General features: G+C 45.5%; 21 protein-coding genes and 2 tRNA genes. 6 read left to right on the top strand and 17 right to left on the bottom strand.

What is annotated here, in order from left to right; all coding sequences use genetic code 11:
* Positions 1-38: 38 nt before the first annotated feature.
* A tRNA-Arg gene (locus NQ510_RS15045) sits at positions 39-112 on the top strand.
* A gap of 23 nt (positions 113-135) precedes the next feature.
* Positions 136-209: transfer RNA gene (locus NQ510_RS15040), tRNA-Arg, on the top strand.
* Positions 210-703: 494 nt separating this feature from the next.
* Here NQ510_RS15040 and dapA read toward each other — a convergent pair.
* Together dapA and ligA are read right to left on the bottom strand one after the other, a co-directional pair.
* On the bottom strand, positions 704-1,597 hold the full coding sequence (gene dapA / locus NQ510_RS15035) for a 4-hydroxy-tetrahydrodipicolinate synthase (RefSeq protein WP_005827769.1): 894 nt from the start codon (positions 1,595-1,597) through the stop codon (positions 704-706).
* 103 nt (positions 1,598-1,700) lie between these two features.
* A complete protein-coding gene (gene ligA / locus NQ510_RS15030) occupies positions 1,701-3,698 on the bottom strand; it encodes an NAD-dependent DNA ligase LigA (RefSeq protein ID WP_005827771.1) in 1,998 nt (665 codons plus the stop codon).
* Positions 3,699-3,787: 89 nt separating this feature from the next.
* Between ligA and trmD the strand changes: the two genes are divergently transcribed.
* Complete coding sequence (trmD, locus tag NQ510_RS15025) at positions 3,788-4,465, top strand: tRNA (guanosine(37)-N1)-methyltransferase TrmD (RefSeq protein WP_005827773.1); 678 nt, start codon at positions 3,788-3,790, stop codon at positions 4,463-4,465.
* Between the two features lie 93 nt (positions 4,466-4,558).
* On the opposite strand, the gene NQ510_RS15020 is transcribed toward trmD, so the two are convergent.
* The 5 genes from NQ510_RS15020 to NQ510_RS15000 all read right to left on the bottom strand — a co-directional run bounded on the left by NQ510_RS15020 (position 4,559) and on the right by NQ510_RS15000 (position 9,561).
* A complete protein-coding gene (locus NQ510_RS15020; RefSeq protein WP_005827775.1) occupies positions 4,559-5,470 on the bottom strand; it encodes a dihydroorotate dehydrogenase in 912 nt (303 codons plus the stop codon).
* Positions 5,458-6,234 carry a dihydroorotate dehydrogenase electron transfer subunit gene (locus NQ510_RS15015; RefSeq protein ID WP_005827777.1) on the bottom strand — a complete coding sequence of 259 codons (777 nt, stop codon included), beginning with the start codon at positions 6,232-6,234 and terminating at the stop codon, positions 5,458-5,460. Before NQ510_RS15015 ends, NQ510_RS15020 begins: the two co-directional genes overlap by 13 nt.
* A gap of 117 nt (positions 6,235-6,351) precedes the next feature.
* Positions 6,352-6,813, bottom strand: coding sequence for a helix-turn-helix domain-containing protein (locus NQ510_RS15010; RefSeq protein WP_005827779.1), 462 nt, complete (start codon positions 6,811-6,813; stop codon positions 6,352-6,354).
* 910 nt (positions 6,814-7,723) lie between these two features.
* Complete coding sequence (gene holA / locus NQ510_RS15005; RefSeq protein ID WP_005827783.1) at positions 7,724-8,743, bottom strand: DNA polymerase III subunit delta; 1,020 nt, start codon at positions 8,741-8,743, stop codon at positions 7,724-7,726.
* Between the two features lie 41 nt (positions 8,744-8,784).
* Positions 8,785-9,561 carry an AMP nucleosidase gene (locus NQ510_RS15000; RefSeq protein WP_005827785.1) on the bottom strand — a complete coding sequence of 259 codons (777 nt, stop codon included), beginning with the start codon at positions 9,559-9,561 and terminating at the stop codon, positions 8,785-8,787.
* A 64-nt stretch (positions 9,562-9,625) separates the two neighbouring features.
* Between NQ510_RS15000 and NQ510_RS14995 the strand changes: the two genes are divergently transcribed.
* Positions 9,626-10,075 (top strand): type I restriction enzyme HsdR N-terminal domain-containing protein, encoded by a 450-nt coding sequence (locus NQ510_RS14995; protein ID WP_005827787.1) that lies wholly within the window; start codon positions 9,626-9,628, stop codon positions 10,073-10,075.
* Between the two features lie 30 nt (positions 10,076-10,105).
* Here the strand turns inward: NQ510_RS14995 and NQ510_RS14990 are convergent, their stop codons facing one another.
* The 8 genes from NQ510_RS14990 to NQ510_RS14955 all read right to left on the bottom strand — a co-directional run bounded on the left by NQ510_RS14990 (position 10,106) and on the right by NQ510_RS14955 (position 20,988).
* Positions 10,106-10,996, bottom strand: a complete 891-nt coding sequence (locus NQ510_RS14990; protein WP_005827792.1) for a CblA family class A beta-lactamase — start codon at positions 10,994-10,996, stop codon at positions 10,106-10,108.
* Between the two features lie 137 nt (positions 10,997-11,133).
* Positions 11,134-14,247, bottom strand: a complete 3,114-nt coding sequence (locus NQ510_RS14985) for an efflux RND transporter permease subunit (protein WP_005827794.1) — start codon at positions 14,245-14,247, stop codon at positions 11,134-11,136.
* A 25-nt stretch (positions 14,248-14,272) separates the two neighbouring features.
* On the bottom strand, positions 14,273-15,376 hold the full coding sequence (locus NQ510_RS14980) for an efflux RND transporter periplasmic adaptor subunit (protein ID WP_005827796.1): 1,104 nt from the start codon (positions 15,374-15,376) through the stop codon (positions 14,273-14,275).
* A gap of 25 nt (positions 15,377-15,401) precedes the next feature.
* Positions 15,402-16,835, bottom strand: a complete 1,434-nt coding sequence (locus NQ510_RS14975) for an efflux transporter outer membrane subunit (protein ID WP_005827798.1) — start codon at positions 16,833-16,835, stop codon at positions 15,402-15,404.
* A 93-nt stretch (positions 16,836-16,928) separates the two neighbouring features.
* A complete protein-coding gene (locus NQ510_RS14970; RefSeq protein WP_005827800.1) occupies positions 16,929-17,711 on the bottom strand; it encodes a porin family protein in 783 nt (260 codons plus the stop codon).
* A gap of 25 nt (positions 17,712-17,736) precedes the next feature.
* Positions 17,737-18,903 (bottom strand): PCMD domain-containing protein, encoded by a 1,167-nt coding sequence (locus NQ510_RS14965; protein WP_005827802.1) that lies wholly within the window; start codon positions 18,901-18,903, stop codon positions 17,737-17,739.
* Positions 18,904-19,048: 145 nt separating this feature from the next.
* Positions 19,049-19,888: a zinc ribbon domain-containing protein gene (locus NQ510_RS14960; protein ID WP_005827804.1), complete on the bottom strand. Its 840-nt coding sequence runs from the start codon at positions 19,886-19,888 to the stop codon at positions 19,049-19,051.
* 5 nt (positions 19,889-19,893) lie between these two features.
* The gene (locus tag NQ510_RS14955; protein WP_005827806.1) at positions 19,894-20,988 is read right to left on the bottom strand and encodes a Nif3-like dinuclear metal center hexameric protein; all 1,095 of its coding nucleotides are present in this window, start codon (positions 20,986-20,988) and stop codon (positions 19,894-19,896) included.
* Positions 20,989-21,176: 188 nt separating this feature from the next.
* Between NQ510_RS14955 and NQ510_RS14950 the strand changes: the two genes are divergently transcribed.
* Together NQ510_RS14950 and NQ510_RS14945 are read left to right on the top strand one after the other, a co-directional pair.
* Positions 21,177-21,953: a DUF4377 domain-containing protein gene (locus NQ510_RS14950; RefSeq protein ID WP_005827810.1), complete on the top strand. Its 777-nt coding sequence runs from the start codon at positions 21,177-21,179 to the stop codon at positions 21,951-21,953.
* Between the two features lie 24 nt (positions 21,954-21,977).
* Positions 21,978-22,388: a DUF4891 domain-containing protein gene (locus NQ510_RS14945; RefSeq protein WP_005827811.1), complete on the top strand. Its 411-nt coding sequence runs from the start codon at positions 21,978-21,980 to the stop codon at positions 22,386-22,388.
* A 2-nt stretch (positions 22,389-22,390) separates the two neighbouring features.
* Here NQ510_RS14945 and NQ510_RS14940 read toward each other — a convergent pair whose 3' ends face one another.
* Both NQ510_RS14940 and NQ510_RS14935 read right to left on the bottom strand, forming a co-directional pair.
* Complete coding sequence (locus NQ510_RS14940; RefSeq protein ID WP_005827813.1) at positions 22,391-23,200, bottom strand: ABC transporter permease; 810 nt, start codon at positions 23,198-23,200, stop codon at positions 22,391-22,393.
* A gap of 11 nt (positions 23,201-23,211) precedes the next feature.
* Positions 23,212-23,835, bottom strand: coding sequence for an ABC transporter ATP-binding protein (locus NQ510_RS14935; RefSeq protein ID WP_005827815.1), 624 nt, complete (start codon positions 23,833-23,835; stop codon positions 23,212-23,214).
* Positions 23,836-23,912 lie beyond the last annotated feature (77 nt).

Genomic DNA, 23,912 nt, shown 5'->3' with positions numbered 1-23,912 from the left:
CGGAAAAAGTACGTATCTTTGCACCCGTTAAACAAAGAGGCCGCGTAGCTCAACTGAATAGAGTAGCTGACTACGGATCAGCCGGTTACAGGTTTGAATCCTGTCGCGGTCACAAGTTTTCATAATTTTTTTAAGGGTCGCGTAGCTCAACTGAATAGAGTAGCTGACTACGGATCAGCCGGTTACAGGTTTGAATCCTGTCGCGATCACAAAGAACCTCCGCAAGAAAACTTGCGGAGGTTCTTTGTTTTTACAGCAATGGCATATAGTTGATGTTCTCCCCTTGTATGGCACTGGCGCGTGTTCTCTATAATGAAACAAACTGTTTCCCTTAACTAAACACTTTGTTTCATTATGGAGAACACTTTGTTTCCCTTGACAGAACACTTTGTTCCATCATATAAAAACAAAGTGTTTTTCTCTGCTGAAACAAAGTGTTCAGTGTTGTGAACTAATAGATTAGCTGAAATAATAGTCTTGTCTTGATTGAGCTAGAGATGTCTTTTTCTCGATTTAACCAGATGTCTTTTTGCTTTATAACGTAATCAGTAGACTGTTTTGGGATTATTGTACTGATAAATATAGTCACATAGGAAAAAAAGAAGGAGTTAATTCCGTGTTTCCACAAAATTAACTCCTTGCATATCTGATATTAATATGTTGTATACTGGAAATTAATATCCTATAGGGGCGGTATAAGACCTTAGCATTTGATGTTCAATTCATCCAGAATCTTGCGCATGGCTTCGAAAGTAGTGATTCTGGTCGGCACCAATGGCAGGCGGAGCTTGTTCTCAATCATTCCCATTACATTCAGCATGGCTTTTACTCCGGCAGGGTTGCCGTCTACAAACAGAAGCTTGAATAATTCGGCAAATTTGTGGTGAATGGTCAATGCATTGGCATAGTCCCCTTGCAGTGCCAGACGTACCATACGGCTGAACTCACGTGGGAACGCGTTTCCGATGACCGAGATAATGCCGACGGCCCCCAGGGTAATCAGAGGGAAGGTGATGCCGTCATCGCCCGAAATAACGTCGAAATTGGCCGGTTTGTTTTTGATGATGTCATCCATCTGCGTGATGTCGCCCGAAGCTTCTTTGACGGCTATCACATTCTTGAAATCACGTGCAATGCGCAGGGTTGTTTCTGCCTTCATGTTCACGCCGGTACGACCGGGGACATTATAAAGCACAATCGGCAAATCCGTTGCTTCAGAAATGGCCTTATAATGCTGATATATACCTTCTTGTGAGGGCTTGTTATAATATGGAACAACGGAGAGAATGGCATCTACTCCGGTGAAATCGTCATTTTTCAGTGTTTCCACTATGGCCCGGGTGTTGTTTCCGCCTACGCCCAGCAGGATAGGAATTCTTCCGTTCACCCGCTCGATGACCATTTTCTTGATTTTCTTTTTCTCTTCTTCAGTCAGAGTCGGAGTTTCTGCCGTGGTGCCGAGCACACATAAAAAGTCGGTATTGTTTTGAAGTTGATAGTCTACCAAACGCATCAACGCATCGTAATCAACGCTTTCATCCTCTTTAAATGGAGTAATCAGCGCTACCCCCATTCCTTTCAATCTTGTCTGTATCATGAGTATTATAAAGTAATCTCTAATTAAATGACTCGCAAAAGTACGAATTTTTTCGATTTACCCTACAAATATAAGCCATAAAAAAGCTTTTTGTGGAAATTTGTTAGGATAGCAATGCCAAAAACTCATCTTCGCTCATAATCTTTACTCCCAGTTTCTGCGCTTTCTCCAGTTTGGCAGGTCCCATATTTTCTCCGGCCAGGATAAAGCTGGTTTTGGAGGAGATACTGCCGACGTTTTTCCCACCGTTCTTTTCAATCATCTCTTTGTATTCGTCCCGTGAGTGGTGGGTGAATACGCCGCTGATGACAATGGACTGGCCCGCCAGTTTGTCGGTGTATCCGCTGAGGTCTTCTTCCGTCCGGTGGAGTTGCAGACCGTTCGATTTCAGCCGTTCCACCAGCTCTCTGTTGGCAGGATTGGAGAAGTAGGTTATAATGCTCTGCGCTATTTTTTCACCGATTTCATCGATGTTTTTCAGCTTTTCGAGGTCTGCGTTTTCCAGTTCTTCGATGTCCGTAAAGGACTTGGCTATCTTCTTGGCAACCGTTTCTCCCACGAAGCGTATGCCCAGTGCAAAGAGCACTCTTTCGAATGGCACTTCTTTACTTGCCGCAATACCGTTGACTATGTTTTCTGCCGATTTTTCGCCCATCCGTTCCAGGTTCTTGATGTCATCGGTTTTGAGCTGGTATAAATCTGCAGTATCCTTTATCAGCCCCAATCGGTAGAACATATCTACTGTTTCAGGTCCCAGTCCGTCTATATTCATGGCTTTGCGGCTGATGAAATGCTCTATTTTCCCTTTAATCTGCGGAGGACAAGCGGTTTCATTGGGGCAATAGTGGGCTGCTTCTCCTTCAAAACGTATCAGTTTGCTGCCGCATTCGGGACAATGGGTGATGAACTTCACTTTTTCACCGATAAGCATACTGCGGGCATCCTTATCGACACCGGTTATTTTGGGGATGATTTCACCGCCTTTTTCCACATACACCATGTCGCCTATATGCAGGTCCAGCCCCTCGATAATATCTGCATTGTGCAGGGAGGCACGTTTCACAATGGTGCCGGACAGTTGTACGGGGTCCAGATTGGCAACCGGAGTGACTGCGCCGGTACGTCCTACTTGGTAGGTAACCCTATTCAAGCGTGTCAGTGCACGTTCTGCCTGGAATTTGTATGCGATGGCCCACCGGGGGGACTTGGCTGTGAATCCCAAATTCTTTTGTTGTCTCAAGCTGTTGACTTTTAGTACAATACCATCAGTAGCTACCGGAAGGTTCTTACGCTCCGTGTCCCAATAATTGATGTATTCGAAGACTTCTTCCAGGCTGTGGGCTTTTCTGGTGTGCTCTGATGTTTTAAATCCCCAGCTGGCGGCGGCTTGCAGATTCTCGTAATGGCCGTCGCAGGGCAATTCCTCTCCCAATAGATAGTAGAGATAAGCATCCAGCTTTCTGGATGCTACGATGGCGGAATTCTGCAACTTCAAGGTACCGGAAGCAGCGTTGCGCGGATTGGCGAAAAGCGGTTCCTCACGTGCTTCCTTTTCCCGGTTCAGTTCTTCGAAAACCACCCAGGGCATCAGGATTTCCCCTCTGATTTCGAATGATTTAGGATAATTCCCATGGAGGACCAGTGGAATCGTTCGGATTGTCTTTACATTGTCCGTCACGTCATCGCCCTTTTCGCCATCGCCACGGGTGACGGCACGCACCAGTTTGCCATCCTCGTAAGTCAGCGAGATGGAAGTACCGTCATACTTCAGCTCGCAGCAGATTTCAAAATCCTCATTCAACGCTTTCTTTACCCGTTCGTAAAAGTCGGTCACTTCGTTTTCGGAATAGGTGTTTCCCAATGAAAGCATGGGATATTTGTGTGCCACTTGTGTGAAGTTCTTATTCAAATCACTCCCTACACGCATCGTGGGCGAATTATCATCTTGGTATTCAGGATGTTCTTTCTCTAAGTCTTGTAGCTCGCGCATCAGGTCGTCAAACTCCTTGTCGGATATTTCAGGAGCATTCAGCACATAATAATTGTAGTTGTGCTGGTGTAATTCCGCACGGAGCTGGTCTATTTTTTCTTTTACAGTCATAGGGTTTTCGGATTGTTTGAACGCAAAAATACGGGTTTCTCCCCGAATATTTGTACTTTTGCAGCTTGAAATAGCTAAAATAAAGTTATATGCGCATTGACATTATCACAGTTTTGCCAGAGATGATTGAGGGATTCTTTAACTGCTCCATCATGAAACGTGCTCAAAATAAAGGGCTTGCAGAGATACATATCCATAATCTTCGTGATTATACGGAAGATAAGTACCGTCGTGTAGACGATTATCCGTTTGGCGGCTTTGCCGGAATGGTCATGAAGATAGAGCCGATAGAGCGGTGTATCAACGCCTTGAAGGCCGAGCGGGATTATGACGAGGTTATCTTTACGACCCCCGATGGTGAGCAGTTCAATCAGCCGATGGCAAATACTCTTTCCCTTGCCCAGAATCTCATCATTCTCTGCGGGCATTTCAAAGGGATAGATTACCGGATTCGCGAGCATCTCATCACCAAGGAAATCAGTATCGGCGACTATGTGTTGACTGGCGGAGAACTGGCGGCGGCTGTCATGGCAGATGCCATCATCCGTATCATTCCGGGAGTGATTTCCGATGAGCAGTCTGCACTTTCAGATTCTTTTCAGGACAATCTGCTGGCCGCACCGGTCTATACACGTCCCGCTGATTACAATGGATGGAAGGTTCCGGATATTTTACTTTCCGGACATGAGGCCAAGATTAAGGAATGGGAGCTGCAACAGTCGTTGGAAAGGACCCGTAGATTGCGTCCGGATTTGTTGGGAGAGTAAGTTTACTGATGTAAATAAAAAGAAAAAGGACATTCGTCAATGAATGTCCTTTTTTATGAATATATATTGCGAATGGCGATCTCTAGTTATTCTTTATACCTCGAGTGCACCGATAATATCCTTTACAGACTGATAACCGTGTCTGTTAAGATAGTCATTTATTCCTTCTACCACTTTCACTGTAACCGCCGGATCAATGAAGTTTGCCGTACCAATCTGGATGGCAGAGGCACCTGCAAGCATGAATTCCACAGCATCTTTCCAGTTCATGATACCTCCCAAGCCTATGACGGGGATTTTTACCGCTTTGGCTACTTGCCATACCATACGTAAGGCAATGGGTTTCACGGCCGCACCGGACATGCCACCGGTTACAGTGGAGAGTATCGGACGCCTGCGTTCCGCGTCTATAGCCATTCCCAGCAGGGTATTGATGAGGGAAACACTGTCTGCACCGCCATTTTCGGCTGCGCGGGCTATTTCAGTGATGTCGGTAACGTTCGGGGAGAGCTTTACGATAAGTGTCTTTTTGTAAACTGAGCGCACGGCTTTCACCACTTCTTCGGCGCCCTTGGCGGTAACACCGAATGCCATTCCTCCTTGCTTCACGTTGGGGCAAGAGATGTTCAATTCTATGGCAGGAATTTTGTCAAGTTCATTAATGATTGCGGCTGTTTCGGCATAGTCTTCGATGGCAGAACCCGAAACATTCACAATCATGTTGGTCTGAATGTCCTTGATGCGGGGATAGATGTGTTCAACAAAGTAATGAACACCCTTATTTTGCAGTCCCACAGCGTTTAACATACCCGAAGGAGTCTCTGCCATGCGCGGATATGGATTGCCTTCACGTTTGTGAAGAGTGGTTCCCTTTACAATAATACCGCCTATTCGCGATAGTTCGATGAAATCGGCGAATTCTTCACCATATCCGAATGTTCCGGATGCAGTCATCACCGGATTATTCATTTGTAATTCACCAATATTTACACTTAAATCTGCCATAATAGTTTGTTTATATTAAAAACCGGACCTTCTTTACATACGCACAAATGACCTTCCGTGGTATTTTCTACACAGCATAGACAAGCGCCTATGCCGCACGCCATCATATTTTCCAAAGATACTTCGCAACTGATGCCTTTACTTTTGGCATACTTTGCTACTGCCATCATCATCGGTTTGGGGCCGCAAGTATATATCTGCTCAAAGCACACCTTATTTAATATGGAGTGTTGTGTTACGTATCCCTTCTCTCCGTGGCTGCCATCTTCGGTGGTGGTATACACCTCGCCATAGGCGGCAAATTGTTCCAATTGAAGCAAATCTTTGTCACTTCTGGCACCCAGCAGGAATGTTGGCTTGCAACCTTTCTTGGCGAGCTGTTCGCCTAAATATAACATAGGAGCTGTACCTACACCTCCACCTACCAATAAGAGCTTGTCTGAGGGCTTTTCAGGCATTGTGAAGCAGTTTCCCAACGGAAGCACTACATTGATTATATCGCCTGCTTTTGCTTCTCCTAATCGCTTGGTTCCGTCGCCTACAAGTTGGATTAAGAACCAGACCTCGTTCCGTTGTCTATCTACATAATTGATGGAGATGGGGCGGCGCAAAAAAGTGGTAGGCGAGCCGTCCACGCGAATCTCTGCAAATTGTCCCGGAAGCATTTCCGGAAGTGGGGATGGAGAAGTCAGCTTCAACAACACGTAGTTGGCATGCAAGCGGAGGTTCTCTGTCACTGTCAGATCTAAAATATACTTTTTCATATCTATAAAGAGGGATGTTTTTCTTTCGGGTGCAAAGATAGTGTAAACCGAGTGCAGAATAAAATGAACCCGTTTCTTTTTTATGCCGGGGCGTTAGTCTATTTCCATTCTCATTCCTTAATTTTCCGGTTTGAAAGTCTCGTAGGTATTGTCATCAAAGAAAATTCTTATTTCTGTGATTTTTCTGGGAGGTCTTTCTTTGTAGATAATCTCTTGTTTTACAATCTCTTTAGGCGATTTTAGGGCTGTCTCTAATGCAATTTCCTTGCGATTTTTAGATTCTTCCGGCCCGTTGGACAGATTTTCCGGATTCTCGGCGAATAAAGGATAGTCGAATCCATCGTTTTCGGGTGAATCCGGATTATTACTCATATTACCTTTTCCGGTAAGCAGCCACTCCAAGTTTATGTCGTTGTATCGTTGATGCAATCGGAGAATGACTTCCGTACTTGGATATTTGTTACGCGGACCCAAGATGTGAGAAATGGTGGCTTGGGCCACGCCGATACTCTCGGCAAAAGCTCCTGCTGTCAGTTTCTCCCGGTCCATAACCATTTTGAACCTGTCTTTTATACTCATGGTTTATGTGTTATTACAATTGTACATGTTATTTATTGAATTACAAAAGTAAAAAAATGACATCACAAAAGCAAATTAAAAATGTAATATTTTAAAGTTTACAAATGAAATGCTGTTATTACAATATTCATCATTACAAATGCTATAATACAAATTACGAGTAAAATAGGTGTTTATCGTAAGTTTAATAAAATAATATATTTGTCTAGTTATTATCATATTATATGGTTATTTTTTGATGGTAAATGCTGTATTACATTTGTTTGTCGCTCATTTTATATAATATATAATTTAATAATTTGATTAATCGTCGTATGTAATTGATATATACATATTTATTGCTTATAATTATATGGGTTAACCCCTACTCTATTATTTTTGTAAACCATCAGTTTGCGATATTAAATATTACTTATTACATTTGTGTTTTTCAAGTGTAATATCACATATGTTATAATACACCCGTCATATAGATATTTATGTAATGTATTAAATTCACAATAGTCAATTATCCTAGTTGTGTATTACAACTATTGTACTCTTGAAAAGTGTAACAGATTTCATATATGACGATTTAAAGCTGAATTGCTCCATCTCTTCTTTTTACTAAAGGAGAAAAGATGTGACATAAATAAGAAAATAAGATGCTTTATTTATTTTCTAGTCTTCAAGACTTAAATCCTTGCTTTATTTCTGTATAATTGGTCGATTCGTTATAAAAACACGATTCTCAGAGCTTATAAATGAACGTAATTTACTGTAAATATGATTATTATCTCCTATTTTACTGTCTATGCTAAGGACCGAAATAGAAAAAAGGGGGATAAATCCCCCTAAAAATGACATAATGATATTAAATCAGTCTGTTTTATGCTTTTCCCCTTTTATGGAAAAGGATGCTGTATGGAAGTTAATGTAGAATCTTAAAGACCAATTCCCGGAGGATATCTCCATCGCTTAGGGAGGAATTTCCTACTCCTTTGGATTTGGCATCTGCATATCGAATTTCTCCGATTATCTGCATGGTCTTTACTCCGCTGTAACGGCGCATGGCACTTAGGTATTCGCGCGACTGCCAGGGAGTCTTTAATCCTATGAAACTGGCAATACCCTGCTCCGTCTTTTCGGGTGCATAATAAGCCAACATCAAGTTGGAGAAGAAGCCGAAAAGTAAAGATAAAGTCATCTGGATAGGGTTTGTTTTCGGATTTTCTTCAAAATATTTTATTATTTTATTGGCCTTTAGTATGTCTTTTTCTACAATGGCACTGCGAAGTTCAAAGTTATTATAATCCTTACTGATTCCGATGTTACGTTCTATCTGTTCGGGGGTGACGCGTGTCTGACCTTTTGGAAGAGTTATAATCAGTTTTTCCAGTTCTCCTGTAAGGCGGCTGAGGTCCGTACCTACGAAATCGGCAAGCATGGAGGTGGCTTTAGGATCCAAGTCTACACCTTTGCGCTTCATGTATGAGGTGATGAATGCCGGTAACTGGGCATCCTTCACCTTCTTGGATTCGAATAGAACTCCCACCTTCTCTATTTCGGCCGCCAGCTTCTTTCTTCTGTCCAGCACCCCATGTTTGTGGCATAGAACAAGAATGGTGGAGTTCAACGGTTTTTGCAGGTAGTATGAAAGCTCCTCCATGTTGCGGATGGCCTGCGCTTCCTTTACGACTACGACCTGGCGTTCGGACATCATCGGATAGCGCTTGGCCGCATTGATGACAGTGGCTATATCGACATCTGCACCGTAGACTACGGTCAGGTTGAATACCTTTTCGGTGTCAGTGAGAACGTTGTCTACAATATAGTCGGAGATGAGGTCTATGTAATACGATTCCTCGCCCATGAGATAGTAGACGGGGCGGTATTGCTTGGCTCTCAACTCTTTTAGAATATCATCACAGGTTGTTTCTTGTTTTGCCATATAATAAAGTAAGTGCTATACGAGGGATGTCCCGTAACGGATTACCAGTCGAACTTCAAGTGTTTTACGGTTTTCTTTTCATCAATAATCATGCGCAAGGATGCGATGCCGATTTCAACATGCTCCTTTACATAATTCTGGGTCACCAGATTGTCGCTTTTATCGGTTTTTACACCTTCCGGAATCATCGGTTGGTCTGAAACCAGCAGAAGAGCTCCCGTGGGAATATGATTGGCAAAACCGCAGCTGAATAGGGTTGCCGTTTCCATATCGACAGCCATGGCACGGGTTTTCTTCAGATATTCTTTGAATTCCTCGTCATGTTCCCAAATGCGGCGGTTGGTGGTGTATACGGTACCGGTCCAGTAGTCACGGGCATAATCGCGGATGGCAGAAGAAACGGCACGTTGCAGCATAAATGCCGGGAGTGACGGGACTTCAGGTGGGAAGTAGTCGTTGGAGGTACCCTCGCCACGGATGGCGGCAATGGGAAGGATGAGGTCCCCTATTCTATTTTTCTTGTCTATACCGCCGCACTTACCCAGAAACAGACATGCCTTGGGCTTGATAGCACTCAGCAAGTCCATGATAATGGCGGCATTAGGACTTCCCATACCAAAATTAATGATGGTCATTCCTTCTGCACTGGCAGATATCATGTTGGCATCTTTACCGAGAATGGGAACATTGAACTTTTCTGCGAAAATCTCTACGTACTTGTTGAAGTTGGTCAACAGAATGTACTCTCCAAAATCCTCCAGGTTACGCTTTGTGTAACGGGGCAGCCAATTGGCTACGATTTCTTCTTTTGTTTTCATAAGATTTCATTAAATTTGTGTTCCCAAAAGACGGGAACCATTATTTAACTTACAAATGTAGTAAATGTTATCGTTAAACCTACCAGCATTCGATGCTAAAATTGCCGCAAGGAACGGAAAAAATGTTATTTTCGATGTAATCCGTCGTCGTTATGTCGCCTTGACCCCTGAAGAATGGGTGCGGCAGCACTTCGTCCACTTTCTTCTTGCTCACAAGGGGTATCCGCAGGCGCTTATGGCAAATGAGGTGCAGGTACAGCTGAACGGTACAAAGAAACGCTGTGATACAGTGCTCTATCGACGCGACCTTACCGCCCGGATGATTGTGGAATACAAGGCGCCTGAAATAGAAATCACCCAAAAGGTTTTCGACCAGATTACCCGCTACAACATGGTGCTGAAAGTGGATTATCTGATTGTCAGCAACGGGCTTCAGCATTATTGTTGCCGCATAGATTACGAGCACAACAGCTATACTTTTCTGCAGGATATACCCGAGTATCAAAACTTATAGGAGGAGCTACCAATAGCCCCCTTGCCTCTCTCATCTCATCGCATCATATACCATGCGTGATATGCGGGCGATGATGTTCGCATTGTCCTCATCCGTCTCGTATGAGTCCATGACGAAGGCGGCAATGTAGTATTTCCGGCCGTCGGGAAGGATAACGAGGCCGGCATCATTATCTGCAGTTTTCATACCGTCGGCATTGCGGTCGGAAGAGCCGGTCTTGTGTCCTACTACGGTTTTGGCTGGCAACATACCTTTCAGTTTGTTGGCACCGGTTTCAGTATCTATCATGGTCTGCCACAAGAAGTCTTTCAGCTCCTTGTTGGAGAACAACTCTTTTTCATCAGCCGTTCTCAGTAGTCGGACCATAGCGGAAGGAGTACTCCAGTTGCGGTATACAGCCTCGAAGCTGGAGTGCATGCCGTCTTCTGTTTCCGAGAGGTTGAAGGAGTCGATACTCAACCGGTGGATATAGTCATTGATATGTTTGATGCCTCCTGCATATTCTATCAAGATGTCGCAGGCATTGTTGTCGCTTTGGGAAATGCTGTATTGCATCAGTTCCCTAAGCGTAATCGTGAAATCCTGGTCGGGAAACTTCTTCCGCAGGGGGCTGTAGGTATTGGGCGGCATTTGGGATGCCTTTATGGAAACAATGCTGTCCAGACTGATGCTTTGCTTATCCATCTTGTCCAGTACGGCCAGTGCCACATGGAATTTGAATACACTGAGCAAGGGGAAGTGTACATGGTCGTTATACCGGAGCATGTCTCCTTTGTCTGTCCATACGGCTATACCAACGGTGGCTTTCTTGCCATTGAGCAGACTGTCAATCCGGTTTTCAAGTTCAGACATTTGCTGCGCCCGGACGACGGTAGCTATACAAGTGAATAAGGTAAGTATGGCGATGAAATATGCTTTCATAACTTCAATTTCTTTAAGAGGCAATTCGCACGCAAAGATACAACTTTTAGCAGCAAGTTGCTAAAATGAGTTATGGATTATGAGCTATAAGTGTGATAGCCTATAACCCATAATCCATAACTTGTAGCTCATCCTCCCTATTGTTTCTTACTGAACTTCTCCTGCAACTTCTGCATCAATTCGTAGAAATTAGGAATATAGACCGTGGCAAGCAAGGTATTCAGTGCCATACCGAACACTACGGCGGCTCCCAGTGCAATACGGCTTCCCGCCCCTGCTCCGGTTGCAAAAAGCAGCGGCATAACCCCGAATACGAATGCAAGCGATGTCATCAGAATAGGTCGCAGGCGGATATGTCCGGCCTGGAATGCCGCATCGCGGATTGAATTGCCTTGTGCACGAAAGTCACGTGCAAACTCCACAATCAGAATACCGTTTTTGGCAGACAAGGCGACAAGCAGAATGATTCCAATTTGTGTGTAGATGCTGACCGGAGTCCCCATGACATAGCATCCCAGCATGGCACCGAGCAGTGCAACCGGAAGTCCCATTACGGCAGCTACCGGACTGGTCCAGCTTTCGTATTGTGCGGCGAGTACAAGGAAGGCAACCAGCAGTGCCATGACGAATACGACAGTCGTCGTGGTTCCCGCCTGCGTCTCCTGATAGGCTACCGAAGTCCATTCATAGCCGAACTCGTCTCCGAGATGCTCTTTGATTAGACTTTCCATTTGCCGGATACCCTCTCCCGAACTACTGCCCGGAGCCACATTGCAGGTCACGGCTGCTGTGGAGTACATGTTATATCTGTTTATCTGGTCCATGCCTAACTGCTCTTCCACCCGGGTGAAGGAAGAGAAAGGTACCATTTCTCCCGATGCATTGGGAACGCTCAATTTCAGAACATCGTCGATGACACGCTGGGCACGGTCGCCCGCCCCCAATTTCACTTGGTAGATGTGTCCGAACTGTACATAGTCGTTGACGTAGGCCTCCCCCATATAGTAACCCAAGGCGGTGAATACACTGTTCAGCGGGATACCCATCAACTGTACCTTGTCGCGGTCTATATTCAAAAAATATTGCGGTACATTGGCTTGGTACTGGCTGCTGACCGATGCCAGTGCCGGATAATTGCGGTAATGCTCCATCAAGGTCTCTACAGCACGCTGCATCTCGGTGGCGCCGAGGTTGTGGCGGTCTTCCAATTGGAGTTGCAGGCCTCCGGTAGCTCCCAGTCCGGGGATGGCAGGCGGGACCATGGCAAATATCTCTGCTTCCTGGATGCCATATACTTCCATATTGAAGCGCTGTACTACGGCTTCAGCCGTATGTTCCTTTCCCTTGCGTTCATTCCAGTTTTTCAGTACGATGAAGTAAGTGGCCGCATTGCTTTGCTCTCCACCTCCCATCACGGAGAAGCCGGATATGCCGATGTAGTCCTTTATTTCGGGGTAAGAATCGAGAATCTTATTTATCTGCTTTCCTACGGCTTGGGTGCGCTCCAGGCTCGATGCAGGGGGAAGCTGTACCACTGCGAGGAAATAGCCGTCATCTTCTTCCGGAACAAATGTGGACGGCCATTTGACAAACAGCAGGACAGCAATCAATGTGAAAACCGCATATGAAACGATGGAAGCGACAGGGCGTTGGAGCAGGTACTCCACTATCCGGTCGTAGACTCCTTGTGTCTTGTCGTACAGATGGTTGAACCCCCGATATAGGGGATTTTTGGAAGGCCGGGTAGGTTGCAGCATCAAGGCACAGAGTGCCGGAGTAAGGGTCAATGAGTTGAATCCGCTAAGTACGGTGCTGGCTGCAATGGTCAAGGCAAACTGTTTATACAGTTGTCCTGATATGCCGCTGACGAGTGTTGTCGGGATAAATACGGCAAGCAGCACCAGCACTACCCCGACAATGGGGCCGGTAATCTCTCCCATCGCTTCGGTCACAGCCTGGCGGGAGGTGTAGCGCCCCGTGTCCAGCAGACGCGTGGAGTTCTCCACCACCACAATGGCATCATCTACCACGATGGCCACGGCAAGTATCAGTCCGAATAGTGTCAGCGTATTGATGGAGAAGCCGAACAAGGACATGACGGCCAGTGTGCCGATGAGTGATACCGGAATAGTGATGCAGGGAATGACGACCGCCCGCCAGTTCTGCAGGAACAGGAAGATGACGAGAACTACCAGCAGGGTTGTTTCAAGGAACGTCACCATCACTTCGTCTATGGAAGCATGAATGACATCCGTAGTGTCCAGGGTTACATTGTATTGTATGCCTGCAGGGAAATTTTGCGAGAGTTCCTGCATTTTTGCCTTTACTCCTTTGGAAACGTCCAGCGAGTTGCTGCCAGGTTGCTGATAGATAGCGATGGCAGCGGTGGGTTTCCCGTCCAGTTGGGATACTACGCTGTAAGAGGCCGAGCCCAGGTCGATATGCGCCACGTCGCGCAGACGGAGTATCTTCCCTCCGGTTTCGGTACGCAGGATAATGTTGCCGAACTCTTCGGGTGAGGTAAGGCGCCCTTTTACGGTCAGGCTGTATTGATAGGCATTTTTATTGTCTGTGCCGATGGGTTGCCCTACGTTACCTGCGCTGACCTCCACATTCTGTGATTGGATAGCTTGGTATACATCGGCCGGCGAAAGATAGCGGATGCGCATGGCGGCAGGGTCGAGCCAGATACGCATGGAGTAGTCCCCTGCTCCCATCACATTGACGGCGCCTACACCGGGCACGCGTGTTAACTGGTCTACGAGATTCAGCTTGGCATAGTTGCTGAGGTAAAGTCCGTCGTAGTCTTTGCTGTCCGACGTCATCGTGAGGAACATCACGATGTTCGATGACTGTTTCTGCACAGTGACGCCTTGCACCACAACGGGAGTAGGCAGTGACGACTGGGCCACGCTTACCCGGTTCTGGACCTGCACGGTAGCCATATCAATGTCTGTGCCTACGGCAAAAGTAATGGTAAGAGAGTAAGCGCCCGATGAGCTGGAGTTGGAGGACATGTAAAGCATTCCGTCCACTCCGTTGACTTGCTGCTCGATGGGGATGCCGACGGTTTGTGCCACCGTCTGCGCATTGGCTCCGGGATATACGGCACTGACCTGCACGGTGGGTGGTGTGATGTCCGGATATTGGGCAATGGGCAGGATGCCCAGTGTGACCAGTCCTGCTACGACGATGAGCAGCGCCAATACGGTAGCAAAGATAGGACGGTCTATGAAGAATTTTGAAAACATAGGCTTTGGTATTAATCAATTCATATTAGTTGTCAATGGGATGTACTTTCATTCCATCCCTTACCTTCATCAGTGCTTTGGTGACGTAGCGCTCCCGGGGAGTGATGCCTGCCCTTATCTGGCGCAGGCTGTCCCCTATCAGTTGTCCGGTTTCTATATGGCGGTAGCGCACTATATTCGAATCGTTGACTACGTATATGTATTTCCCCAACTGGTCGGTACCGATGGAGGCGTCCGGCAGCAGGATGGCCTGCTGTTGCTCTCCGTAGGGCAAGGTGATGCTGACGTAGAGGCCGCTTTTCAACAGTCCTTTAGGGTTGTCGAGACGGGCGCGGATGTTCAAAGTTCCGGTGTTCAAGTCTACGTTGGGCGAAAGATAGTCCAGCTGTGCGGGATAAGTGAGGAGTTCGTCTTTACCCAGGCTGACACTCACTTGCCGGGGGATACTGTCTCCCTGCTGCATCAGCATGGAGAGCCATTGGTTGTCTGCCACATTGAAGTAGGTGTACAAATGGTCGTCTTTGTAGATGGTTGCCAATGTGACGGGCTGCACGCTGCCGCCTACATAGCCTCCGGCATCCACCAGGTTACGGCTTACGGTGCCGTCGAAGGGAGCACGGACGGTGCAGTAGCTCAGATTGGTGCGTGCTGTGTTCAGGGCTGCTTCCGCATTGCTCACTGCAGCCTGCGAAGTTGCCACGTTGGATTGTGCTTGCAGCACTTGTATACGGCTTACAGCATCGCTTTTCATGGCTTCCTGCATACGTGTGTAGTTGTTTTGGGCGTATTCCAGGTTGGCGCGGGCAGTGTTGAGTTCTGCTTCTGCCTGCCGCACATTGTCTTGATAGACTGTCGGTTCGATGACAAAAAGTACTTGTCCCTGGCGTACCCGGCTGCCGGGAGCGTAAGCGATGGTCTGTAAGGTTCCGCTGACTCTGCCTACCAGGTCTACGGTCTTTTCAGAAGTCAGGTAGCCCGGATATTCTTTCGTCAGCGTAATGTTCTGCACTGTCGGACGGGCCACGCTTATCTCGGGAACGGGCATCGTTTGTGCCGTTTCTTTCCTTCCCCCGCATCCCGTTGCCAGCAATGGCAGGATGAGCAGGGTGATGTACATTTGATTTTTCATATACGGTTCGGTTTAGTTTATATTCTTATTTCTGATTCATTTCATATCCACCTCCCAATGCCTGGTATAAGGCTATCAGATGCAGCAAGGAGCTGCCTTGTGCCTGCACCAGCTGATTTTCGTATGTCAGGAGTGAGCGTAGTGCGTCCAGTACGTTCTGGAAGGGAGTAAGTCCTTGTTTGTACAAATCGAGGGAGAGTTTCAGAGTTTCTTCTCCCTGGTTGCATACTTCGCGCATGGCAACAATCTGTTGGATGGAGTTGCGATAGGAGTTCATGGCATTATCCGTTTCCTGCACGGCGGTAAGCACTGTCTGGTTGAACTGGTGAATGGATTCATCGAGCTGGGCACGTGCCAGACGGGTGGCATTCACCAGTTTGGTACCGCTGAATAAGGTCCAGCTGATGTTTGGAGCAATTTCAAACGTCATACTGTTCCGTTTAGTCAAGTCCTTCAAGTCATGGGAGGAATAGCCGATGGAACCTTTTAGGAACACTTGCGGCAGCCAGTCACTTTGAGATGCGCCGAGTGTTGCCGCCTGCGCGTTGACTTGGCGTTCGGCTTGCCGTATATCGGGGCGGCGGAGCAGCAGGTCGGCAGGAACACCGATGCCTATGGGTTCCATATAGTCGGGCAGTTTGCCGGGCTTCTCCAATATGGGGCGGATATGCTGGGGGTAAGTACCGAGTAAGATTGCGAGCGTCGTGATGTATTGGTTGATGCCTGCCTCCAGTTGTGGGATGGAGGCTTTGGTACTGTAATATACGGATTTGGCTTGTGAAACGTCCAGTTTGGACACCAGTCCGGTTTTGTAGCGTACTTCGGTAATGTTAAGTACGGCTGCCTGGGTATGGCAATTGTGGGTCACTACACTTAGCTCTTGCTGCAGTTCGCGGAGTCCGATGTAGGCAGAAGCTATCTGGGCACAGAGGGATACCATGACAGAGGTATATTCCTCCTTGCTTGCCATGAAGGTTTCCCGCTGTGCCTTTACCCGTTGGCGGATACTTCCGAATACGTCCAGCTCCCAACTGGCGTTGAGCGAGGCACTGTATGCACCGGTAATGGATTGCGGAAGTGCGTTGACATTGCCGCTGCTTTGCTGCCGTGCCCATCCTCCGTCCAATGAGATGGAAGGGAAAAAGCTGCCGCGTTCTATCCGCAGGTTGGATTTAGCCATATCCATACGGGCCATGGCAGAAAGTACGGAATAGTTTTGAGTGGAGGCTACCGTAATCAATGAATCCAGCATCGGGTCATCGAAGGCTTTCCACCACTTGTCGTCAATGGGTGGTATCTGTCTGCTGAACAGATTGTCATCTCCGGGAATGGCATGGGAGACATCCTTTCCCCAGCCTTGTGGGAGTGGTTTCTCAAGATAGCGGTTGGCTTTCTGTGCCATAGCCGCAGGACATAGGCATAATATGAGCAACGCGGTGCTCCAAGCTTTTATATTCATAAATAAAGGTTTAGGTGGTTATCTTTTTATGGGATTGATAACAACCTAAACCTTTATTTGTTTATGAGTATTTACTCGGTATACCCGAGTATCTTAGAAGGCATATCCGAAACCCACATTCAAGTAGATGGGATACATGGCAAAGGTAATTGTATTGAAATCTTTCTTGAAAATATCATTCAATCCCCATGTAAGGTCGGCAAATACACTCAGATGTTTGAAGGCACGCCAGTCTACACCAGCTTGCACGCCCCAGGCAAACTTGCGCAAATCATCCGAAAAGTCGTAAGTGGCAATGGCACCGTCGGAGAAGTTGACTTTCTTTCCGGTAGGATTACCTTCACGCAGATAACCTTCATATACATATCCGGAGAATTCCTCATCCATCAGGTAGGATACATATGCACCTGCTTTGGCTCGCAATCGTGAGTTGATTTTATATGCTCCAAGTACGGGGACAGTAATGTAGGCATTGCGTACTTTGGTTTTTACTCCTCCCGTCCAGTTACCTTTCAAGCGGTTACCGTCATTTCCTATGATTTCCATGCCATAGTTCTTTACTGTCGCTTTGGTAATCATATTTTTGGTTTCCAGTCTTACCCCGGTTATTACTCCCCATTTTTTAGTTTTTCCTAACCACTTGATGGCATTTCCTTCCAGCATAAGAGCTAAAGTAGGATTGTAGGCATCGATACTCCGTATTTCTACGGGCAATGGAAGCGGGGAAGTACCACCGATGCTGACACCGGCCCTTATCTCATATTCCCATCCGTGCAGGGCAGCGTTTATAAGCGTACGATTCTGATTCTCTTGAGCGTATAGGGCGGTTTGCATGTAAACTGCCAATGCGATAAATGCTACTATTTTCTTTATCATGTTGTATTCCAATTCTACAGGGTTCTTATTCGAAAATCAGTTCCACATCATCCACTAAAAGGGTACTTCCGGGCGCACCCTCGAAAGTTGCACCGTTCTTGCTGGATGCAAAAATGATACTTAGTTTATATTTTCCTTTTGCCAGTTTGGTTTCATCTATTTCTTTTCCATATCTCTGATAGTCAAAAGGAATGTCGAAAGCTTCCCAATCATCGGTTTCGTGGGGATTGGATATTAGAGCTAAAGCTACCATACTGGGATGTTCATAGTTCTGGTTTGGCAGATTTCCATCCAATATTACTTCCGTAACTTCTCCTGCTTCGTTGTAACTTTCGCCTTCATAAAAGATTGCATAGATGTTCATCACATCTTTACGGTCGGTGTATCCACCGTTTTCATAAAAACGTTCACCGGCTTTGTACTTGTACCAACCTTTTAGACGTGAGGGCTTATAACAGAAAGGAGTGCCGAAATGTGTGGCTTTCAATGGGCTGGTGAGAGCATTCGTCATATCAAACTCACCGATAAACAAATTTCCAGCAGCTATCGGCATACCTACCATTGCTCCCAGAGAGCCGGTAAGCCGAGTTTCTAATTTGGCACACTTTCCGTTTTTACCATTGTCATATTGTGACGTAGGGTAATTTTCAGTAGCTGATGAACTGGCTGCCCAGTTGAATCCTTCATTTCCACTGGCCCATGTCAGTTCCAATCCGTCTTGTTCTTCATAGAACTCCTGATATTTGTATTTGGGGTTAATTCCATTGATAAGTCGTATGTCTTCAAAATGGAATTCATTTGGGATGTCTGATACCGATTGTTCGCGTACACCGATGGAATATACTCGCTGCCAAGCCTTGTTCTCAGAAGTTACGGTATACTTTACCCTTTTTCCGTCAGAGAAATCGTGTTCACTACCACTTTCCGGACTAATGGTAGCGCCCGGCGTCAACTCAAACAGGGGGGATAGTTTGTTTAAAGGAGTGCCCTCTTTTACTTTTACTAATATGGGGTAGGCCTGCAGATTATCATTGTAAGACGGATTTAAATTGAAACGAGCGCTTGCCAGTACATCTTCTTCAAAAGAGATGCCTGTTATATCAGCTTCAGCATTGGGTGCTTCATCTTTTATGCACGATGCCATCAATATTCCGAAAAGTGAATAGAGTATGAATAATTTGTTTAGTCTCATGCTTTTTAATTTAATTCTATTAATTTTTCAAGCAACAAAACTACTTCTTTTTTCTCTAATAGCAGGTTTTTATGAGCTTATTTAACAAAAAAACGGCAATAGGTGCTTTACTATTGCCGTTTTATATATAGAAAATGTTCTATTTTTAATTATCTGAGCCGATATGTACGATTTTTCTTTTGGCTCTTACTGGCTTTTCCTTTACAACTTCCACTTTCTGTTCGGGAGTTATACCTGCTAATTCCGGGTCAATCATGATACGGCCACAATATTCGCAAACGATAATTTTCTTGCGTGAGCGGATGTCCAATTGTCTCTGGGGCGGAATCTTGTTGAAGCAACCACCGCAAGCATCACGCTGTACGTATACAATACCCAGTCCATTGCGTGAATTCTTACGGATACGTTTGAAGGACTGAAGCAGACGGGGTTCAATCTTTGTTTCCAGTTCTTTGGCTTTGTCTCTCAGCTTCTCTTCCTCTTGCTTGGTCTCGGAGATGATTTCGTCCAGTTCGCTCTTCTTTACGTCGAGGTCTTTTTGTCTTTCTTCCAGAGCAGCAGTGCTTTCTGCTACTTCTTGAGATTTTTCTTCCTCTTGTGCGGCAAATTCCTTGATACGCTTTTCGCAGAGTTCGATTTCCAATGTCTGGAATTCGATTTCCTTGCTTAAGAAGTCATATTCGCGGTTGTTGCGTACGTTGTCCTGCTGGTCTTTATATTTAGCTACAGAAGCCTTTGCGGTTTCAATTTCAACTTTCTTTCCTGCAATGGAGGATTTCAACTCGGCAACTTCTGCCTTGATTCTGTCTATACGGGTACTCAGACCGGCTATTTCGTCTTCCAAGTCCTGTACTTCCAGTGGAAGTTCACCTCTCAACGTCTTGATTTCATCGATTTTGGACAGCATTGTCTGCAATTGGAACAAAGCTTTCAACTTCTGTTCTACGGTTAATTCCTGAGGATCTTTTTTTGCTTCTTTAGCCATTTTACTTACATGTATTTTATGGGGTTTGTATTCACTTTGGTCATTTGGACCTCAAAATGAGGAAACAAATCCCGGATTATTGTATAAAATATTTCTTTCGTATATTGCTCACTTTCATAATGCCCTATTTCAGCCAATAATATATCGGTATCATGTCCGAAATAGTCATGGTATTTTATCTCGCCGGTGATAAAGACATCTGCACGGTTGCGGATGGCAAGCGGCATTAGGAAAGCGCCGGCGCCGCCACATAATGCAACAGTCTGTATTTCCCGCCCGAGGAGTTTGTTATGTCTGAGACACCCTACTTCGAAGGTTTTCTTTATCCGTTTCAGGAATTCAAGTTCTGTCTCCGGTACTTCCAATTCGCCAATGACACCGGCTCCGGCTTGTGGCCATGAGTTTTGCAAGGGATAAATATCATAGACCGGTTCTTCATATGGATGTGCCGCAAGCAGTGCCTTGACAGTTGCCGCTTTTTTGTAGGCGGGTATGATTGTCTCAATACGTACTTCACGTTCGGTATGCAGCTCCCCTATCGCTCCACAGTATGGGGTGGCACCTTCCCGGGCTCGGAATGTCCCCTCGCCTTCCATGTTATAACTGCACAAATCATAGTTGCCGATATTGCCGCATCCAGCGTCGAACAAGGCTTTCCTCACGTCTTCCGCTTGGGCGGTCGGTACAAATGTGGTCAGCTTTACCAGCGCATTTTCCTTGGCTTCCAGGATACGGACATTCTTCAAACCGATTTTCTCGGCAATCTTGAAGTTCACTCCTCCCGGTGCATTATCCAGGTTAGTGTGCGCAGCATAAACAACGATGTCATTCTTGATGGCTTTCAAGATACAACGTTCCACATAATCCCTGCCCGTGATGGATTTATACCCTTTGAAAATGAGAGGGTGATGTGATATAACCACATTATATCCCAATGCAATGGCTTCATCCAGTACAGCTTCAGTAACGTCAAGACACAACAAAGCCCCTGTTGCTTCCGCATCTGTCAATCCGATTTGCAGGCCGGCATTATCAAATCCGTCTTGCAATGGCAGAGGCGCGAACCGTTCAAGGGCGCTTACTAATTCCTTAATTTTCATTGTGAACAGAAAATTTGGTTGCAAATATAGTAAAAAGCAATGGATTGAGAATGTTTTTTATTCTTTTTATAAAATATCAGTAACAAATTTGAGTAATAGACGGTTTTCTTCCAACAAAAACTCTTATCGAAAAATGTTTTATCACGAAAAAGACTATCTTTGCGAGCGATTATTATAAAACTAAATCTATGAAAACTAAAAAACTATTCGGAATTTTATCGCTCTTGATTATAATTGGTGTGACCTCTTGTAACAGTGATACTCCACAAGACAATGTAGAAAACATTAAAATGAAGGTCTCTTCCGAGATTGGCACTTACCAGCCTTGGGGAAGTGATCATTTCATTGATTGTATGTTGGTAAAGGAGGAAGGTAAAAATGAATATGAAGCGTTGGACTTTTTAGGAATTGCCGGGTTTGATTATAGCAAGGGGTATGAATACACCTTATTGGTGAAAAAAACAACTTTGCTCAACCCTCCCGCCGATGCCAGTAATATTGCATACGAACTGGTCGAGGTGTTATCAAAAGTCGGAGTAGAATATGAATATACAATAGAGGTTGATGGACCCAATCCTTTTATTCTTTCTCCTGATGGAGGAAAATATGAGATTCCTTTTGCATGCAAAAGAAAAAAATATGTAGCAGGCGAGTTTACTGAAGAAGAATATGCTCCTTTAAAAGGATTGAGATATAATATGGGGACCAATTATGGAACCTATACAAGCATTATAAAAGATGGTGATACAGTTGGATTATATAAGTTTGTAATCGAGGGTATTGAGCCTTATAATATGGAAGGAACTCCCTGGTGGTATTATGGTATTTATCCTGCTGATGCAGATTTTTTCTCTGAAACAGAGCCGGAACCTATCTACAAACAATTGTTTGAACAACCGCAAACGGAAGGTGAAGAACATTTTATATATCCGATAATATATGCTTCATCGGGTACGTTTGATTAGTTGGACACATTAATCTCCTTTATTATGAAAACATTACTTGTTTTGTTTCTTTTCCTTTTATCGTTATTGTCTTGTCAGGATACGAACTGTTCCGGTAAAGATGTATCTGAGGATATGGAGGAGCCGGTAGATACTACTCCCAAGGCTACGGCTATCTTTTGGGTAGACAAGGATAAAGATTATCAGGCTAAGAAAAAAGACGGTCCTCTTTCTCTACGCACCGTCAAGGCAAGGGTAGAGATTGATTCGCTGGGAAAAGTTAATCTGCTGGCATATACCAAGCCGCAAAGTCAACGCATCAAAAGTTACCTGCAGTATAGGCTTGAAGAATTCCGTGTAAAGAAAGTGATGTTGGACAGCGGCTTTGTGAAACCGGGCGTACAATATGTGCAGCTACGCTATCTCCCCGGAAAACTGGATGCCCACCACCGTTGAAGTTATTTATGCTCCTTTTTTCCCTTCTTCTCTACCATCACCGGCAGTAGCTTGCCGTAGGCATCGAACGACTTGCGGGAAGCCAGAGAGATTGTAATCATCAGTGACAGCATGGAGGCGGTAAAGGTGATGACCATAATCATCATCTGATATTTGATGGCCACATTCGGGCTGCTGCCACCCAATATCTGGCCAATCATGGTTCCCGGAAAAGCAACCAGCCCCATCACGGATATATTGGCAATCAGCGGACTGAAGGATTTGATGATGGCTTGGCGGATGAAAGGTGCCTGTGCTTCCGCTTTTGTAGCACCATTGCCGAGAAGATACCGGTAAAGCTGTTGTTCCCGTTTCAGTCCACTATAATAGGTGTTGAGGGCTATGACGTTACTGGATAGCATGTTGCCCATCAGTATGCCGAAAATAGGGATGAAATACCGGGCGCTGAATACGTTTTCCACTCTCAGTACTATTCCGATAAAGTACAAGCCTACACATACTACACTGCATAAGAAACCTGCGGATATGGGCAGGAGCAGAATCTTCCTCTTCAATTGTGTTCGTGCCAATGCCGTCTGCGATGCTACAAATATCATGACAATTACCCATAGAAAGTTTATCCACGGGTTATCCCATAAAAAGAGGTAGTTCAAGTATATGCCGATGAAGAACAACTGGACAATCATGCGTGCCGTACCTATCACAGTAGCGCGCAACAGTCCGGTCTTGAACTTCCAGATGTAAAACAGCGGTATTAATAATAGCAATAATCCGATGCCCAGGCTGAGGTATGATATATCTATGGTTCCCAATAGTGTGTATGTTATTTCATGATTATATGTCGGTCACATCCGTTGGCGAATCTTTTGTCATGGGATACGGTCAGTATGGCACTTCCATTTTCTGTCTGCCTGCGGAAGAAAGAGAGTACTTTTTCCGCGGAACCGGAGTCGAGAGCGGAAGTCGGTTCATCGACAATGGTCAGTGGTTTGCCAATCATTGAGGCTACGGCTATCATCATCCGTTGGCGTTGGCCTCCGGATATTTCGTTCACCCGTTTGTAATATAACTCTTGTTCCAGACCCAAATCCTCGAAACATGCAAATAAACGGGTTTCAGAAAAGGGTGTACCCCGGTTTGCCTTTAAACCGAAGGGCAATTGTACCATGTCCTTTACCCATTCCAGCGGCAATGCCAGTTCTTGTGGAATCCATGCAGTCTGCTTACGGACAACGTCGACGTTTCCTTTATCCAGCAGAATGCCGTTCAAGACGATGCGTCCTTCTTTTAACGGAGTAAATCCAAGTATGGCATTCAGCAGTGACGACTTTCCGCATCCCGAAGGGCCGGAGATACTGGCTATCTCTCCCCTTTCCAATTGCAGGTTGAAACCCGAGAAAAGTATATCGTTGCCGTAGGCGATACTGGCATTTTCTATTTGCAGCATGGTGTTCCTTTAATCTTTCTGTATCGCAAAGATAGTGCAAAAAAATATTTGTGCTATCTTTGACGCACTAATTAATT

Source organism: Bacteroides uniformis (genome assembly GCF_025147485.1).
Classification (GTDB): domain Bacteria; phylum Bacteroidota; class Bacteroidia; order Bacteroidales; family Bacteroidaceae; genus Bacteroides; species Bacteroides uniformis.
Note: the sequence above shows the minus strand (reverse complement) of the source record. Positions and strands in the feature narration are given on the sequence as shown.